This is a genomic window from Antarcticibacterium flavum, from assembly GCF_006159205.1.
Taxonomy (GTDB): Bacteria; Bacteroidota; Bacteroidia; order Flavobacteriales; family Flavobacteriaceae; genus Gillisia; species Gillisia flava.
This window is the reverse complement of sequence record NZ_CP040812.1, coordinates 122,167-140,388: the sequence shown is the minus strand read 5'-3', so window position 1 is coordinate 140,388 and position 18,222 is coordinate 122,167. Positions and strand designations below refer to the sequence as shown.

General features: G+C 41.5%; 9 protein-coding genes. 1 reads left to right on the top strand and 8 read right to left on the bottom strand.

Going from position 1 to position 18,222, the window contains the following annotated elements; translation table 11 throughout:
• The first annotated feature begins 6 nt into the window (after positions 1-6).
• Positions 7-894, top strand: coding sequence for a M14 family metallopeptidase (locus FHG64_RS00575; protein WP_139064627.1), 888 nt, complete (start codon positions 7-9; stop codon positions 892-894).
• A gap of 328 nt (positions 895-1,222) precedes the next feature.
• On the opposite strand, the gene FHG64_RS00570 is transcribed toward FHG64_RS00575, so the two are convergent.
• The 8 genes from FHG64_RS00570 to FHG64_RS00535 all read right to left on the bottom strand — a co-directional run bounded on the left by FHG64_RS00570 (position 1,223) and on the right by FHG64_RS00535 (position 18,149).
• Positions 1,223-2,089 carry an EamA family transporter gene (locus tag FHG64_RS00570; RefSeq protein ID WP_139064626.1) on the bottom strand — a complete coding sequence of 289 codons (867 nt, stop codon included), beginning with the start codon at positions 2,087-2,089 and terminating at the stop codon, positions 1,223-1,225.
• Positions 2,090-2,100: 11 nt separating this feature from the next.
• Complete coding sequence (locus FHG64_RS00565) at positions 2,101-2,481, bottom strand: sensory rhodopsin transducer (protein WP_139064625.1); 381 nt, start codon at positions 2,479-2,481, stop codon at positions 2,101-2,103.
• Positions 2,478-3,668 (bottom strand): D-arabinono-1,4-lactone oxidase, encoded by a 1,191-nt coding sequence (locus FHG64_RS00560; RefSeq protein WP_139064624.1) that lies wholly within the window; start codon positions 3,666-3,668, stop codon positions 2,478-2,480. The genes FHG64_RS00565 and FHG64_RS00560 overlap by 4 nt, the downstream gene beginning before the upstream one ends.
• 1 nt (position 3,669) lies before the next feature.
• Positions 3,670-4,041: a sensory rhodopsin transducer gene (locus FHG64_RS00555; protein ID WP_139064623.1), complete on the bottom strand. Its 372-nt coding sequence runs from the start codon at positions 4,039-4,041 to the stop codon at positions 3,670-3,672.
• A gap of 37 nt (positions 4,042-4,078) precedes the next feature.
• The gene (locus tag FHG64_RS00550) at positions 4,079-5,686 is read right to left on the bottom strand and encodes an alpha-amylase family glycosyl hydrolase (RefSeq protein ID WP_139064622.1); all 1,608 of its coding nucleotides are present in this window, start codon (positions 5,684-5,686) and stop codon (positions 4,079-4,081) included.
• A 44-nt stretch (positions 5,687-5,730) separates the two neighbouring features.
• Entirely contained in the window at positions 5,731-7,362 is a 1,632-nt protein-coding gene (locus FHG64_RS00545; RefSeq protein WP_139064621.1) for an alpha-amylase family protein, read from the bottom strand.
• A gap of 32 nt (positions 7,363-7,394) precedes the next feature.
• A complete protein-coding gene (locus FHG64_RS00540; RefSeq protein WP_139064620.1) occupies positions 7,395-8,351 on the bottom strand; it encodes a TIGR03885 family FMN-dependent LLM class oxidoreductase in 957 nt (318 codons plus the stop codon).
• A 303-nt stretch (positions 8,352-8,654) separates the two neighbouring features.
• A complete protein-coding gene (locus tag FHG64_RS00535; RefSeq protein ID WP_139064619.1) occupies positions 8,655-18,149 on the bottom strand; it encodes a malectin domain-containing carbohydrate-binding protein in 9,495 nt (3,164 codons plus the stop codon).
• Positions 18,150-18,222 lie beyond the last annotated feature (73 nt).

Here is an 18,222-nt window from a genome sequence, read left to right as displayed (position 1 = left end):
TTATTTATGGAAAGGATTATAGGAAAATATACAAGTAACCAGGAAGGTCCTTTATTATTTGTGACAGCAGGTGTACACGGGAATGAACCCAGCGGGGTGAAAGCCCTTGAAAAGGTATTTGCAGAACTGGAAAAGGCAAAACCAAATATTAAAGGAACATTGGTGGGAGTGGCCGGGAATAAGCTGGCCCTGGAAAAGGACCAGCGCTTTATTGAAGAGGATCTTAACCGCACCTGGAAAGAAGAAAGTATTATTAATCAAAAAAAGGATACCCATGAACAGCGGGAAATGCACGAAATTATAAAGGTGTTGGAGTCATATCCTGAAACTGACTTTACCAAAAGGTATTTTCTTGATTGCCACACCACCTCCTCTGCCAGTTTACCTTATGTATCTGTACAGGTGGTAAATGACAATGATGAATGGGCACACAGGTTTCCCACGTATATCGTTCGTGGATTCAGTGATATTGTTTACGGGGCAATAGACCATTATTTAAGCAGAACCGGACTCACCGGATTTACTTTTGAAGCGGGACAGCATACAGATAAACGATCTGTAGAGAACCACGAGGGAATGATCTGGCTGGCATTAAAAGAGGCCTGCGGATTGGAGCTGGAAAAGTTAACTTGTTACCCGGACTGTGTGGACAACTTTGCGAAAAAGAATGCGCCAGATCAGAAGACCTTCGAGATCATTCACCGCTATGGGCTGGAAAATGACGATGAATTCAAAATGCAGCCCGGCTATGAGAACTTTCAGAAAATCGAAAAGGGAGAATTACTGGCAGTGAAAAATGCAGAAGAAGTAAAAAGTGAATGGGACGCGTATATTTTTATGCCGCTCTACCAGTCACAGGGAAATGACGGATTCTTTGTGATCCAGGAAGTATAAATGGACAAAATACCAGAGACTGGAATCTAGAGTCTAGAGACTAGTCTTTTTTACATTTAGCAGCCTAATTTTTAGAGGTACGTTAAAACTTAAAATTAATTATCTTGGAGGGAACGAATGCAGATATATTGGCATACAGTATCAGGATCTGCAAGGTTTGATCTTCAATCGAGGAGAAAACTTGACTAATTTTTGAAAATTGAAATTGTAAGTCTGCAAGCCTCACCTGGAGTACCAAACCTCACAGATTTTTAGGAACTGTGAGGTTTTTTTTATTGGATTCCATTTTCATTTTATTGAGTGCTGTTTACCCTTAAGCTTTTTCCATTTAAGAAACGGCGATAATAAACAAACCTGCCAGTATAGTAATTATTCCAATCATCCTGTTCCTGAAATTCTGTTTTTCATTGAGATAGAAAAAAGCAAAAAGAATGATGAATATTGAGCTGGCCCTTTTTATGGAAATCACATAAGCTACCAGGATGAACTGGATGGCATACATTTGCGTGAGGACACTGGCGCTTTTAAAAAATCCTACAAATAGTAAACCCCACTTCCTGTTATTGATTTGCCGCAGGGGTTTTCTGGATTTAATTATTAGGATTGGAATTAAATAAAAAAGTATCAAAAAATCCTTTGTGAAAGCCCAGAACACAGGAGAGGTCTCCTCTACTCCTATTTTATCGATGTTTGAAGTGATACTCCATATGAAGGCAACGATCAACATATACCTGCTGCCCTGGTTCTTTACAAGTGAAACAAAGGGAGCAAAAACGTTTTTTTGATCTGGGCTAAGATTAGAAATATATGTACCGGCTACAATGAGAACTATACCCACTATTCCCAGCGCATTGGGAAATTCCCCAATCATGATTGGAGAGGTGAGCAGCATAAACAAAGGCGTGAGAGTAATAAGTGGTACGGTGACAGATAATTCTGAGCGTTTTATAGCCTTGAAATACAGAAGGATCACGGTGAGCTGAAGAACGGAACTTGCAAGCAGGGCCCAAAGAAACCTGCTGGTCAACTCCTCCGGCCCCAGGTAGATTACTATGGGCGCCAGGAGTATGCTTTGGACCAGGTGTAACGAGAAAGCAGCTGTATATTCGTCAATGTGGTGCAGGTTAAATTTACTGGTTACATCCTTTAAAGCCTCTGAAATGGCTGTACCGAATGCCAATAAAAATCCCAACATAACAAGTATTTTTAAGTTTCTACTGGAAAAGCCATGCTCCCCATTTCTGCATTATAATTTGAACCCGTATTCATCCTGCTGAATTGTACAACAACCTTCACATTAGATTTAATATAGCAGCTATAATTTCTTTCGAGCTTCATCGCTTCAGGATCAATAAGATCATTGAACCTTATCTTCTTAACCCGCTTTGGTTGAACTTTGACTGAATAGGTCCCAACCGGTTTTACGTTCTCATAAAAGATAACCATTTCAATTAAAGCCTCTTCTTCAGAAACATTTAATACGGCTATTTTGTCATGGCTTATAAATTCCGGTTCCTTTCCGGTACTTTGAAAAGGTATTCTCCCGGCGCTAAATGCCCAGTCCAGTTTTCCTATTTCCTTCATCATTCTGCTATTAATAATTCTTTCATATATGGAGTTAGGAATATCCCATCAGGATCCATTTTTTCTCTTATTTCCCGGAATTTATTCCAGTTTGGATACATCTCCCTGAGCTCTGCAGCCTTTAAAGTATGTTTTTTACCCCAGTGTGGCCTGCCTCCAAATTTGATGAACACCGGCTCTATAGCCTGGAAGTAGTCCCAAAATCTCATCCCTGCATTATGGTGCAGGGAGATAGTAACAGATTCCCGGCCGGTCATTGGGCTTATATAAACATCATCTGCCTGTATGGTACGAACCAAAACCCGCCAGCCAATTTCTTTACGCCAGTGCTTCTTTATAAGATCTCTTACTTCCAGGAAACAATCAATCGCTTTATCTGCCGGGAGTACATATTCCATCTCATCAAATTTAAGATGACGGGAACGCGGCAGGATCTCGTGGCTGTTTCCTTTTTTATCCATTTCAAGGCTACCGTAGGAGATCTCCGGCATTTCCCGGCCCTCCTCATTCATCACCCGAATCTTTGCAAGGTCACTCCGGGGGTACCAGTAGAAGTCAAAATTGCGGTTCTTTTTAAGATCCTCCAGGTTTTCCAGGCATTTTTCAATAGGCACACACCATTCCTTCCTGTGAAGCCTGTAAGCCTTTTTTAACTTAAGGCGCATTTTAAGAAATATCCCGCAGGTTCCCATGGCTACCTGTAGGGCTCGGAACAAATCTTTATCATCATCTATGGAGGCCTCGAGAATTTCCCCTTTCCCCGTTACCATTCTAACCCCTGCGAGCATTGAGGAGAGGTTTTTTAGCTCGACGCCGGTACCGTGGGTACCGGTGCCAATGGCCCCCGCGATGGTTTGGACATCTACATCTCCCGTATTGTGCATGGCCAGGCCATATCGAAAAGCTTCCTTGCCGGCTTCCTTGACGGTCATCCCACTAAGAATTGATAATCTTCCCGAATCCTCATCCAGGTCCCCGGCGCCTCTAAAATGCTTCATGGATAAAAGTACATCCCGGGTTTTAACCAGTGGTGAGGAGGAGTGCCCCGCCCCTACTACCCTGATTTTACGGTTTTCTTTAGCTGCTGCTTTCACCAGATCCACCACCTCCTCCTCACTTTCCGGGGTTGCAATTTCTCCGGGAGAAAAAGAAAGGCTGCCGCTCCAGTTTTTCCATCTTGGTTTTTCCATTCTATTCAGAATAGGCTATAGTTGTTAATAAAGCATTCTCTGCCTGCCTGGAGTCCAAACGGGTATGTTGTACTACAATTGGAATATTCGATTCTATCACACAGGCATAATCTGTATCCAGAGGCACCGGTTCAGGATCCTCAAGATCATTGAATCTTAAATGTATAGTTCGCTGCGCATCTACAGTAATTTTATATGGACCAACCGGATCCTTATCTGTGAAAAAAATGGTGATCTCCACCTCTGCCTTTTGATTTGACGTATTGAGAATACAGGCTGTTTCGTGACTGGTAAATTCCGGTTCAGGGCCATTGCCGTAAGAAGGGATGTAACCTTCAGCAATTACCCATGTTTTCTTTCCTAGAGCTTTCATTTTTTACATTTTAATAAAAAATCATTCCTGTTATTAATCAATCCTTCAGCAATATGATTAAGCCTTCATTGGGCTTTAATGTGGTCTTTTTTTCAAATTTTCGATCTTCCCCGGGCCCGGCAGTGGTCATAAGTATCTCTCCCTGTAATATCTTTCCGTCCATATCCGGTTCAAAATTTCCCCCTTCCTTTCCCAGGTTTAAAGCGATCAAAATCTTTCTTTTATCGCCTGCCCTAATGTAAGCCAGTAAATTCCCTTCAGTATAAACAGGTAAATGATCCCCGATTTGAAGCACCTCTTCACTCTGGCGAAGTTTTATCAAATATCGGTAATAGTTTAGCATACTTTGATCATCCTCTTCCTGCCGCTCCACGTTAACCTCCTTATAATTATCCATAAGTGGCAGCCATGGCTCTGAATTGCTAAATCCGGCATTAGGGGAGTCATCCCATTGCATTGGAGTCCTCTCCGGATCCCTGCCAAGTCCCTTGCCGGGAATATTCTTTTCCTGGGGATCCTGCACCTGCTCTTTTGACATCTTCACATCCTCCATTCCTATTTCATCTCCATAATACATGGTAGGAGTGCCACGCAGGGTGAGCAGTAGCATTGCGGCCACCCGTGCCTGCTCTTTTCCTACTCTGGTTGCAATACGGGAATTATCGTGGTTTCCCAGAACCCAATTTGGCCAGCCATGTGGCGGCAAAGCGCCTTCATATTTGTTGATAGCGGCTTCGATGGTTTCTGCATCCCAGGGTAAGGTTACCAGCTGGAAATTAAAAGGTAAATGTGCCCCTTCATTATCCTGGCCATAATAGGTAACAAGTCTTTCTACAGGTAAATATATTTCCCCAATAAGGAGCCTCTCGTCATATTCCTCTATTACTCCCCGCATCATTTTCACAATATCGTGCACTTCCGGCTGGTCTGTGGTATACGCCTGTAGCTGCCTGTCGTAAGGAGATTTATCCTCGGTATAATCGGGGTTTGGCGGATTGTCCCTAAACTCATCATCCTTGATCATATGCCACATCACATCTACTCTAAACCCGTCCACTCCTTTATCCAGCCAAAATCTCATTTGATCCATCATGGCCAGCTGAACTTCAGGATTTCTCCAGTTAAGGTCCGGCTGTTCTTTTAAAAAGGCGTGATAATAATATTGCCCCGTGGTCTCATCATATTCCCAGCCGCTGCCTCCAAAAGCACTTAGCCAGTTATTTGGCGGGCCACCATCTGGCGCGGGATCTTTCCAGATATACCAATCCCGTTTGGGATTATCCTTTGAACTTCTTGATTCCTCAAACCACTCATGCTTGTAGGAGCTGTGATTAGGAACAAAATCCAGTAATAGTTTCATTCCCCGTTTATGTACATCCTCCAGGAGACGATCAAAGTCTTTCATATCTCCAAACAAAGGATGAATACCTGTGTAGTCGCTTACATCATAGCCAAAATCGGCCATGGGGGAAGGAAAAATTGGTGATAACCAAATAACTTTCACCCCAAGATTTTTTATATAATCCAGCTTCTCAATTATCCCGGCAAGGTCCCCTACTCCATCTCCACTACTGTCTTTAAAAGACCGGGGATAGATTTGATAAACAATTTCTTTTTGCCACCATAAATAGTCCTTTGCCGTCATAATATATTTTTTTCTGCTTTTTTAATTTTTCTATCTTCCAGATCCTATACAAATTTCCTGCGCTTATGCAGCCACCTGTATCCATAAGCATTTAATTTTACTTTTTGATCCTTCGGGTTAAAGGCTTTATATCTTTCATCCCCAAAAATATCTTCGATATCATCTGGCTCCTCCAGGTTCAATTTGACAGTGACCTCCTCTTTGGAAAAGTTATGGAGTGCCAGTGCCATTCCTTTTTCAGATCTACGGCAGGTGGCCAGTACCCGCTTATCTCCTGTATCCAGTACTTCATAGTTTCCCCAGCCAAATTCAGGAAATTCTTTGCGAAACCTTATTACGCTGGTCATCCAGTTGAGAAGGGAATCCTTATCCCTGTGTTGATCATTAACATTGATCTTTTTATAACCAAATTCTCCTTTGGATACGATATTCCTTATAAGGTCCTTTTTCGCAACTCCTGAAAATCCGCCGTTTTTACCGGAGGTCCATTGCATCACAGTCCTCACGCTATCCCGGCCTTCCATACTTAGGTCCTCCCCCATTCCTATTTCCTGCCCATATCTCAACACGGGAGTTCCCGGAAGAGTGAAAAGCAGGCTATAAGTAAGCTCGATCCGTTTCCGGTCGTTATTAAGCATTGATGCCACACGCCGTCTAATACCACGGCCAAAGATTCGCATATCCTCCTCTGGCGCAAAAGCCTCAAAAACTTCTTCCTTTTCTTTTTCTGAAAGTTTATCGAGATTTAGTTCATCGTGATTTCTTATGAAGATCGCCATTTGTTCCTTTTGCTGGGTTTGCGGCATTTCCTTTAGTGCATTTGCCACCGGAGTAGCTTCTCCCCTTGCCAGGGATAGAAACAAATAATTATTCACGTAGAAATTAAAAAGCATGTGCATTTGGTCTTCATCCCCAAAAAAGTCCTGATATCTTTCAGGCTCCAGGTCAACTTCAGCCAAAAGGACAGCATCTTTTTTTTGGGTCTCGACAAATTCACGAAAATTGCGGAAGATCTCGTGTGGATCTTCACCAAATTCTACCTGTCCTTTTTCAGTAAACATGTGCGGGGCAGCATCCATCCTGAAGCCGGATACCCCAAGTTTTAACCAGAAATGCATGATCCTGAAGATCTCCTTTTGCACAGCCGGATTGGAGATATTAAGGTCTGGCTGGTGAGGGAAGAAAGTATGATAATACCAGGCCTTTGCTTTCCTGTCGTACTTCCAGTTGGAACCGCCATCACCATCCTTGGACATCATATTTCCCCCATCATCCTCCGGCTTCTCATCCTTCCAGATATAAAAGTCCCGGTATTTGTTCTTTTTCCCTTTTCGGGATTCCTGGAACCAGTAATGCTTTTCACTGGTATGGTTTACCGCCAGGTCTATTAGGATCCTTATTCTAACTTCTTCTGCCGCATCCAGCACTTCAGTAAAATTTCCAAGATCTCCCAGGCGCGTATCCAGTTCATAATAATTTCTTACATCATAGCCATTATCTTCATTTGGAGTATCAAAAAAAGGCATGAGCCAAAGGCAGGTAACCCCAAGGCTTGAAAGGTAGGTAAGTGCATTCTTGAGCCCCTCGAAATCACCTATCCCATCATTATTTGTATCCTTAAAGGTTTCGACATCGAGGCAGTATATAACCGCATTTTTATACCAGTATTTATTCATTCTTTTTTATTTAGCTGAAGGTTTAGGCAATTTTAGATGATTTTTGTTAAGACCTCATTACCGAAGAAATCGATATAATCTTCCTGTTCTTTATTTACATTATGGATGATGATCTTTTCAAATCCCAGATCACGGAAGGTTTTTATTTTGTCAATGAATTTTTGAGGGTCATTACTTATTATAACATGCTCTTTTAAATCCTGCTTTCGAACTTTTTCACCCAGATCATCAAATTTATCGGCCGTATTGATATCTGCCAGAAGTTTACTGGGGAAGATGTTGTTCTTCCATTGCTCCCAGGCACCTTCCGTAGCTTTTTCTTCAGTAGGTGCATAAGATATCTGGACTTTGATCGCCATTGGCTTATTCTCGCCTCCTCCATTTTTAAAAGCTTCAGTAACTTTTTTGAGTTCATCTTCAGGTTTGGAAATGGTGATCAAAGCATCTGCCCATTCTGCCAGCCATCCTGCTGTTTTGGGGGTGATAGCCGCTCCATAAACCGGTATTTTTTCTACAGGAGGGGTGAATAACTTCGCCTTTTCCACATTTATGATCCCGTGGTGTGTCACATATTCCCCTTTCCACAGCTGGCGAATAATATCTACAGATTCCTTTAATCGGGCATTTCTTGTATCTTTTGGCGGCCATTTATCGCCGGTAATATTTTCATTGAGGGCCTGCCCGCTCCCCTGGCACAGCCAAAACCGTCCCGGGAACATCTGGTCCAAAGTGGCCGCTGCCTGGGCTATGATCGCCGGGTGGTATCGCTGCCCCGGCGCATTAACAATTCCAAAGCTAAGATTAGTAGCCTGCATAGCAGCTCCAAGCCAGCTCCAGGCAAATCCGCTCTCCCCCTGCTTATCACTCCAGGGGTGAAAGTGATCTGAAGAAAGCACTTCTTTAAATCCGGCTTCCTCTGCCAGTTGTACTAATTCCAGTAGGTGCCGGGGTGTAAATTGTTCGTGGGAAGCGTGGAAGCCTATTTTCATGAAAAGAAATTTAGAATGGTTAATTTTCCTATTTTCTAAATTATAAAATAAGCGACAGATGCCGAAGGAGAAGAGGGCGTTAGGGTCTTAAATAAAAGATAAAGTTTGAGTGGAAATCTTAAAATTAGGATTTTCTTTACCTGCGGTCTAAAAAAATTATTAATTAAAGAATTTGCCGGAATCATTCACAGATGGACAGTTCCGCTTGAATTCAACCCTTCATTTGCACAATATCAGAAAAAATAAAAGGTGGAATTCCATTACTGAAATCCCACCTTATAAATTTAATTTTTTACAGGTTTGCTAGTCCTCCTTGATCAATCTTAAAGTAAATATGCCGGAACTTTCAGTAGAAACTTTAAGAATGTAAACTCCATTTTGCATTCCTGCTATATTAAAACTATACCTGTTTTCACCTTCTAACCGAAGTTCAACACCCGCAGTAAATGTTCGAATGTACCTTCCATTATAATCGTACATTCCTACAGAGGTTATTTTCACAGAAGAATTTGGCGTCTGTAGGTAAACCTCAGCATTTGCAGGGTTTGGATACAATTTAATTCTAATAACTTCCTCTACTCCCGGTTCCTCCTCGTATACAGATGCCTCAGCCTCCTTATCAGAGTTTTCAGAAGATTTTGAAGCCAGGGTAGTTGATGCCCCTGAAGGACAGCCGGCATTATTAGCAGTTTCATATTTGCTGCTTAAGGTATTAGCATAAGAGTTATTATAAACATTGTTATTAAAGGCTACCTGGACCTCAGCTTTGATTTGTGTTTCCGTATATTGATAAGCAACTCCCGGGGAACAAGCATTCAACAAGGCCGCGGTGGCTTGTTTGGCAAGTTTATTATATCCACCGCCTTTAATGCTTAGCGCCTCCAATAAGGTTAATGTTCCTGATTTTCCGCCTACACCTCTTTGATTTGTAATCCCGAAAATTTTAAAGAAACTATCTGTTGGCTGGTATGAACTACACCAGTTGGAAGAGGAGGCCCAGAACTCAGCTGTACAACCCTGGAAAGCATCTTCCACGAGGTCTTCGCCATCGCAATTTTGATCTATTCCATCATTAGGTATCTCAGGTGCACCTGGATAAATGGTATTGTCATTATCGTTACAATCTGTATTATCTGCCACATAACCTGCAGGTTGAGAGCAACTTGCTAAACTATCTTCTGGATCTCCGTAACCGTCGCCATCTTTATCTGCATACCATAAGGTGGCTGCTCCAATATTGGGATCTGTATCGTCACAATCATCATTATTGGAAACATATCCTTCAGGTTGTTCGCAGCTTTCCACTGAATTGTTGGGGTCTCCCAAACCATCACTATCCATATCTGCGTACCAGGTTGAGCTATTGGTTTCATTACATTCCTCTGTTACCGTAATTGTAAAAGACTGTTCCACAAATCCTCCATCCATATCTGTGGCCCTAATAGTGATTGTAGATTGGGCCGGAGATGTAGGATAGTTTAGAGTTAGAATGTTGGCAGAAATGATTGTACTTATTGCCGGATCAGTATTTTCGGTTACTGAATAAATCAAATTCTCGTCCCCACCATTATCATCGAAATAGTTATGAAGATCAATGTTATCATCTACAGCTCCGGTAAGCCTGTTAAGATTAGGCAGGACCTGTGTTATATATGGGTCTTCATTTATTTTAGGTTCTACTTTCCAACTGAAATTGGTTGTAACAGCATCGGTATTATGAGCATCACTGTCATCTACAGTCACTGAAACATCATATGGACTTAAAAGATGGGCATCCTGTGAAATAGTTCCTGAAATTACTCCATTGACTGAATTTATAACCACTCCTGAAGGAGCATTGGAGATACTGTATACCAGTGCTCCATCTCCCCCCGTGGCATTCACCAACAGGCTGCCATCAAGGATATCTCCAGAATAATTAGAGTGGTTAAATATCTGGGCAACCTGAATTGGAGTATCGGTTTCAGATTCTAACCTGCTAATTATTTCAATTCCATTTATAATAGGATTTTTCTTAGACCCGTGAATAAAACTTATATCAATAATTCCATCGTTAACAGTTACAGTTTTATTAATTACTCCCCCTGTTTGATTTCCAAATAAGGTTACCACATCTATGTTGTTCAATTCCGGATGTACAACATTTTCTATGCTTACATCAAATATTTGCCTGTCAGGCCTTGAAGTTCCGGGATGACCGTTACCAAAAAAGAGCCTAATCTCATAATCTCCCGATTTTGGTACCGGGAAGGAATATGTCATGTTTGGAACTCCCGGACTGGTGTCCGATCTTTCTGAAGAAAATATAGATGTTGGAGTTGTTGTAAGATCAACTCCCTGAGAATAATTATTCATGGAGTACCCTGCAACCGTATTGGTTCCGGGCTGAATCAGGTAAGAAGAGTTTTCAAGAGCGGTATCTGCACCCCAATCCGTTTCATTATCAATGGATGCCACATGAGCCCCGCCTGCATTAACTCTATAAAGAACCAATGGAATTTCTTTAACAGTAACCACAAAGCTTTGTTCGACAAAATTGGAATTGACATCTGTGGCGCGAACAGTAATATTGGAAACCGCTGGTAAAGAAGGATAGCTCAAAATTAGAGTTTTTCCATTTACCACTGCTTCCACAGCTTCATTGCTAGATGTTGCTGAAAATAAAAGATTATCGATTCCTTCGTTGTCGTCAAAATAGTTTTCTAGCATTATAGTCTCATCCTGGGCCCCCACATATCTCTCAAGGTTTGGCATCACCTCTACAATTACCGGTTCATCACCTAATATGGTCCATGTAAAGGTGGTGGTCACTGCATCTGTCGTATGCTCATCATTATCATCCACTGTTATATTGACGTTATAAGGGCTGGAAACATCAGCATCCATAGCAATGGTTCCACTTATCACTCCGGTGGCAGGATCTATCATTACTCCCGCCGGGGCACCTGTCATTGAATATACAAGTGGGCCATCACCTCCTGTGGCTATCACTGTAAGGCTGCCATCCAGAACATCTCCCACAATGTTCTCCTGGGCCTCAATTTGGGAGACCTCAATAGGAGTTCCTTCTGGATTATAAATAACAGTCACCCGGAAGGTTTGTTCCACAAAATTATCGTTTGCATCTGTGGCACGAATGGTAATATCAGCTATTGCAGGATCTGCAGGGTAGCTAAGCGTTAGTAAGTTCCCAGCAATAACAGCCCCTATAGTCATATTAGTATTTTGTGCAACCGTATAGATAAGGTTTTCCACCCCGTCATTGTCATCAAAGTGAAGGTGTAGATCAATAACATCATTGGCTGAAGAGGCGATCCGTTCAAGATCAGGTAAAATTGCTGCAACTACAGGAGCTCCCGATGTGATGGTCCAGGTAAAGCTTGTCGTCACCGCATCAAGAGTTTCTTCATCGCTGTCATCTACTGTTATAATCACAGTATAAGGACTGGAAATATCAGCATCTATAGCAATGGTTCCACTTATCACTCCTGTGGCGGGATCAATTACCACACCGCCAGGAGCTCCGGTCATTGCATATACAAGTGGTCCGTCGCCTCCGGTTGCTACCACTGTCAAGGTACCATCAAGAAGATCTCCGGCTACATTAGTTTGGTCAGGAACCGGAGTAACTGTAATTCCATCATTAATAACTTCAAGAGAAATTATTTCCTGACCATTTACACCGTAATTGATCAATAAATTTGCTGTTTCACTACCATTCAAGCCAGTATATTCAATCGCTATGGTATGTGCTGAATTAGCTTTTAACAAAGCATTTGTTAGATTTCCTGAAAGAATATTAAATTTTTCTCTTTCAGGTCCCTGCAGTTCAATTGAACTTATAAAGATGCCTGTATTACCTTCAATTATATTAACTGGTATTTCAGTTACTACACCTTGGTTTATCTGTACAGAAGAGGGAACTGACATTTTGCTTGCAACACCAGCTTCTCCAACAGGGGCATCTGTTCCTAAATATTCCATGTTCTTTTGATTACCACCTCCCTTTTTTGGGGATCCTGCCAAAGTATAAACACCATTACCCGAAACAATTGCCTGGGTGCCATGTCTTTTATAATTCAAGTCGGCAATTCTGGACCACGAGCCAGATTGAGGGTTATATTCCTCAGTAATTTTAAGTGCATCATTAGTTAACACACCATTTACATTTTCATTTTCCACTTCTCCTCCAATAACAAGTAGTTTATTTTCAAATGTTACTACTGAAGCAGCTGCTCTTGGAGTAGGTAAATTAACGGGGAGGGTGCTCCAGGATGAAGTAGAAAAATTATAAACATCAACTTCCGGAATAACTGGTTTAAAAGTCCCACCGGTACCTCCGGATAATCTACCTCCTGCTAAATACAATTTATCTCCAATTACAGCTGAATGGAAATGATCTCTTGCCCTTGGGGCATCTGCTAAGGGGGTCCAAACTCCTGTCGCCGGATCGTACTCGTCAAACCATGCAACATATCCTCCATCATGTCCTATCGTATTTCCTCCCGAGATGTAAAATTTGTCATTATACACTGTTAATCCGGCAGAACCCCTTTGCCTGTTAGAAGGGATAGCTGGTCCCTGTATCCATTCCTTAGTTGCAGGATTAAAAATCCAAATATGCTCTGCAGGTAGTTCGGAAGGAAAATTATTGGTTTTAAAGGCCCCAATAATCCATATCAATCCCTGATATTCTGTGGCCTGGAAATGATTAAATTCTAATGGAGCAGAACCTATTAAAGATGACCAGGTATTAGTAGTATAATCATAAATATCTATTGTTTTAGCACTTTCCCTACCTCCCATTAGGTAAAATTTATCTCCGGCCTGAACGAAAGAACATTCATGTCTACCGGTATAGTTTTCATTTTCATTTTTATCCATCCAAGACAATGAACTTTCGGAAAGAATTCTCCATTGAAACTGCATGGTAGCAGTATCACTCAGGTCTTCATCACTGTCGTCTACAGTAACAATAACATTGTACGGAGAAGACAGGTGAGCATCCATGGCAATCGTACCGGTTATTACCCCACTTGCAGGATCTATATTCACTCCTGCAGGAGCACCTGTCATTGAATAACTCAGATTTCCGTCACCTCCTGAGCCGGAGACCACCAGGCTTCCATCAAGAGTATCACCAATGATATTTTCCTGAATTGCTAATTGTTTGACATAGATTGTGGAACTATTATTTTTACTATTTAATATTTCTATCCCATTAATAAGCGGGTTTTGAGCAACCCCATGAATAAAGGAAATATCTAAAACGCCATCTGTTACTTCAACAGTTTTCTGAATCATACCCCCAACACTGTGACCGAATGTTGCTGAAAGATCGACATCATTAAGTTCAGGGTAGATCACACCCTCTATTGATACATCAAAAAGACGTTGACCCGGTTCAGCAGTACCAGACCAGCCATTTCCCATATATAACCTCACGTCATAAAATCCACTTTTAGGGACAGGAAATGAATAAGTTAAATTTGGCACTCCTGGGACATCATCATACCTTTCATTTTTAAAAATGGAAGTAGGTGTTGTTACCAGGTCTACTTCACCAGAGAAACTGGTAATAGAACCGGCATATATTTTATTACTGCCCGCTTCAGATAAGTAAAGTGATTTATTCGTTGGGGTATCCTCTTCCCAATCCATTTCATCATCAATGGCACTAACTGCAGCCCCTCCTGCATTTACTCTGTATAGAACTGCTGAAGCTTCCTTCACAGTAATAGTAAAGGTTTGTTCTATAAAATTAAGATCTGAATCGGTAGCTCGAACAGTAATATCTGATACAGCCGCAGCCGGTGGAAAACTTAAGCTGAGAATATTAAGATTTATAGTGGCCCCTACTTCAGTGTTTGTATTTCCCTCAATGGTGTAGGTAAGATTTTCTACTCCTTTGTCATCATAAAAATATTCATTTAGATCAATATTTTCATCTGCTGCTCCAACCGTTTTCAGCAGATCAGGAAGATCCTGCACAATAATAGGTGTATCTCCCGTAATGGTCCAGGTAAAGCTTGTACTTACTGCATCTGTAGATTGATCATCGCTATCATCCACTTTAACAATAACGGTATAGGGGCTGTTAATATTTGCATTAAGATCAATTGTTCCGCCTATTTGACCATTTGTTGGTTCTATTGTTATTCCTGAAGGCTGACCGGAAATTGAATAATTAAGATTTCCATCTCCTCCCGTTGCAACTACCACCAGACTGCCATCCAATTCTTCTCCAACAAAGTTGATCTGGTCTGGAATCGTTGCAACTTCGATTGGTGTATGAACCCCAGAAGATGCTAAAATTTCAATACCGTTGATAAGTGGATTTTGAGCAGCTCCATGAATAAAGGAAATATTTAAAACGCCATCTGTTACTTCAACTGTTTTTTGAACCACACCACCAACACTGTGACCAAATGTTTTTGAAAGATCGAGATCATCCAGTTCAGGATAAATTACACCCTCTATTGATATATCAAAAATACGTTGTCCCGGTTCAGAAGTCCCAGACCAGCCATTCCCCATATACAACCTAACTTCATAAAATCCGCTTTGAGGGACAGGAAAGGAATAGGTTAAATTTGGCGATCCTGGAACATCATCATATCGTTCTTTGTTAAAAAGGGCAGTGGGGGTTGTCAACAAGTCAACTTCACCCGAGAAACTCGTAATGGTACCTGCGTATGTTTTGTTACTTCCTGCTTCAGATAAGTAAAGAGATTTATTAGTCGAAGTATCTTCCTCCCAATCAATTTCCTCATCAATAGAGCTAATCGCAGCACCTCCTGCATTTACTCTGTATAGAATTGCGGAAGCTTCCTGCACCGTAACATTAAAGGTTTGCTCTATAAAATTAAGATCTGAATCTGTGGCCCGGATGGTAATATTTGATATAGCTGCAGTCGTTGGAAAACTTAAGTTGAGAATATTAAGATTAATAACGGCTCCAACTGAAGTGTTGGTATTTTCCGTAATACTATAAGTAAGGTTTTCTATCCCTTTATCATCATAAAAATATTCATTCAAATCAATGTTTTCACCTGCTGATCCAATTGTTTTCAGCAGGTCAGGCAGATCCTGCACAACAACAGGTGTATCTGCTGTTACATTAAGGAAATCCCAGGTACCCTCCACCTCTACTCCAGGTGCATTAGAAGTTCCGCTAAAACCAACTGCCAAGTCCTTGGTAGTTTGCTGGATTGCCTCAAGAATTTTTCCTTCAGCATTAATCGACCCTAAAGTTTGTCTTATTCCGTTGTCGAAATTGTATTCTAAGAGAATATTACCATCTGCCGGATCGATAACAAAATAAAGGACAATGCCTGACGCAGGTCTATTGCTTACCGGTATATTTAATTGAATGGGTGTTCCCGGGACATCGTTTATTTCCTTTTGAACAAGTAATCCTGCTTGGGTGAGTACAAATTTTATATAGTTGCTTTGAGAACCGTCTCCTATAAAAATTCCAAGCTCACCCTCCGGGGCTGCCGAATTTCCATATAATTGCAGGGGTGCAGAAAAATTATATAAAGCACCTGCAACTGTGAAAACTCCACTGGATTGATCTACCTGTACCCCGTACTGAAACCCCTTTTCCTGATTATTTTTTGTGCCATAGGCTGTGCCGGCTGTCATTTGCATTGTCATTGCGCCAATTGCACCACCAAGAATATCATTGGGATTAGGATCATTAGGATCATCACGCCTATCAAGCCAATTGAGCCAGTTAGGATTGGGATCACCATTATTCATTAACCCGGTCATTCCCAGCCCCATATATCCCTTCAGATCTTGATTACTGGAAAAAAGTTCATTTATCACCGGAAGTGGAAAGGCATCGCTACCTTCTTTTAAAGGGTCTCCCAATTGAAAAGCATCTTCAGAATCTGGAATCCCATCGCTATCATCATCGGGGTCATTCATATCTGAAATTAAAGGGGCTCCGGCTGCTTTATCATGGTCATTCGGCTGAGATCCTCCATTACAGGGATCTGTTCCATTATCTACTTCATCCTGATTAGTATATCCATCCTGGTCATAATCTGCAAGAGGGTCATAACCTTCATCGCCAGGTTGAAGACAAGTACCAAAATCCTGAGGTTCAAGCACAACAAGTTTTCCATTCAAAGTTACTACCCAAATAGTTCCTGGAAATACATCATTATCTCCGTTACATGCTACTCCAAGTGCATCCCCGCCAATTCCTGAAGCAAAAGAAGGAGTTAATTGTTTTAAACTTCCATCCTCATTAAGTTCGACTCTCCTAAGATCACCTGTATTGACACCTGCAATTAGATCACCTTTCATTGCCCCGTTAAAATTGGAAGCTTTATATTCATCAATTCCATTGGTATTGGTGCCCCAAATTGTGACAAAAGCGTCAACAGGACCGTCGGGATTAGGATCTCCCGGGCCACGATAATCACCTTCAACAGGATTAGCCACATTTACAGGTGGCCAGTTTGCAGGAAGGCCAATATTTGGATCGGTTGTGAATCCGGCTGAATTTTTGGAAGGATGGTAAATCAATGTTCTAAAAACCGCCCCTTCAGTTCCTGTTACAGATGGATTAGTATAAATTCCTGCACCAGCTGGGTTTGCTCTTATAGGGGTAGGATGACCTCCATAAAAACTTCCGAATTCATAATTTTGAATATCCAGGGTTATTAGAGAAAGGTGGTCTTTGTTATTTACTTTTTCGCCATCTGCAGTTGCCGTACTACTGCCGGGCTCATTTGGGTCGTAAGCATTAGTTGCATTTCCTCCTCCTTCATTAACAGGGAATCCTCCCCAACCACCATTGGCGCCATTATCGGTTACGTATACTGCACCTTTTTCTGTAACAACAAGGTCATACGCATTGCGGTACCCGGGAGAGAATATTTGAACTGGTCCTCCGGTAACAATTATGGCCTGATTTAACCCATCGTTTCCTCCAAATGGATCATTTATATCTACGCCATCATATCCCGGTGCCTCAGGGTCGGTAATACCGTTTATATTGGGACGGGTGGGATCATCCAGAGTAGGAAGATCATAAACATATTTTCTGCCATTATCATTAAGGATTGGCATTGCCTCAAGCTGAGTAAGATTTACAGAAAGTACAGCAGCAGAAAGTGCATATTCTGTTGTATATGCGAAATTAGTGGAGGGTGCCCCCGCATTTGTGTGTCCTCCCTGCGCTACTATAAGATAATCTTCTCCATTGATGGTGGTAAACTGCATCCCATTGGTAGCATGATTTTCTTCAGATCTTGGTAAACCCCGAACTATATCCACCACATCCCAACTGCTTCCATTCCAGCTAAAACGGGTAATGATCCCGGAATTGGTATCCAACCCAACATCTCCGTTCCCACCTCCACCACCTCCACCAATGCGGAAATCGCTTGAAGAAACATACACAACCGGATTTTCTGCTGTTCCTACTACTTCAATTCCAATTGTTTCCCGCATGGTGCTGGAATACAAACTGCCATCATCATTATGATCCTGAATAGACTGAATTCCTGTTAACTGCTCCATGGAAGTGACCTTGTAGTCACCCGGTCCCACTCTTTCCAGAGTGAAAATTTTAATTATTCCTGTATATTCTGTGACATACAAACGCCCATCTGGTCCAAAAGTAAGAGATGTCCCATTACTCACTGACCCCTTACCATTGAAGTTAATACCATTTTGGGAGAAACTTTGGGCATGGATGTCTATAAACAATCCAAAGACGATTAAAATAAAACATGATAAGCCAGTTACCATGTTTTGAAGGTGGTAGAAATTTTTCATAATAAAAAAATGATTAAAAGAGTCAATGGGAAATAAGAAGAAACAGAGGAATGGTATATAGAATCAAACTAAT

What these genes read in the sequence shown, in the direction of transcription:
- FHG64_RS00575 (WP_139064627.1), top strand. Translation starts at nt 7, where the DNA reads ATGGAAAGGATTATAGGAAAATATACAAGTAACCAGGAAGGTCCTTTA.
- FHG64_RS00535 (WP_139064619.1), bottom strand. Translation starts at nt 18,149, where the DNA reads ATGAAAAATTTCTACCACCTTCAAAACATGGTAACTGGCTTATCATGT.
- FHG64_RS00560 (WP_139064624.1), bottom strand. Translation starts at nt 3,668, where the DNA reads ATGGAAAAACCAAGATGGAAAAACTGGAGCGGCAGCCTTTCTTTTTCT.
- FHG64_RS00545 (WP_139064621.1), bottom strand. Translation starts at nt 7,362, where the DNA reads ATGAATAAATACTGGTATAAAAATGCGGTTATATACTGCCTCGATGTC.
- FHG64_RS00550 (WP_139064622.1), bottom strand. Translation starts at nt 5,686, where the DNA reads ATGACGGCAAAGGACTATTTATGGTGGCAAAAAGAAATTGTTTATCAA.
- FHG64_RS00570 (WP_139064626.1), bottom strand. Translation starts at nt 2,089, where the DNA reads ATGTTGGGATTTTTATTGGCATTCGGTACAGCCATTTCAGAGGCTTTA.
- FHG64_RS00555 (WP_139064623.1), bottom strand. Translation starts at nt 4,041, where the DNA reads ATGAAAGCTCTAGGAAAGAAAACATGGGTAATTGCTGAAGGTTACATC.
- FHG64_RS00565 (WP_139064625.1), bottom strand. Translation starts at nt 2,481, where the DNA reads ATGATGAAGGAAATAGGAAAACTGGACTGGGCATTTAGCGCCGGGAGA.
- FHG64_RS00540 (WP_139064620.1), bottom strand. Translation starts at nt 8,351, where the DNA reads ATGAAAATAGGCTTCCACGCTTCCCACGAACAATTTACACCCCGGCAC.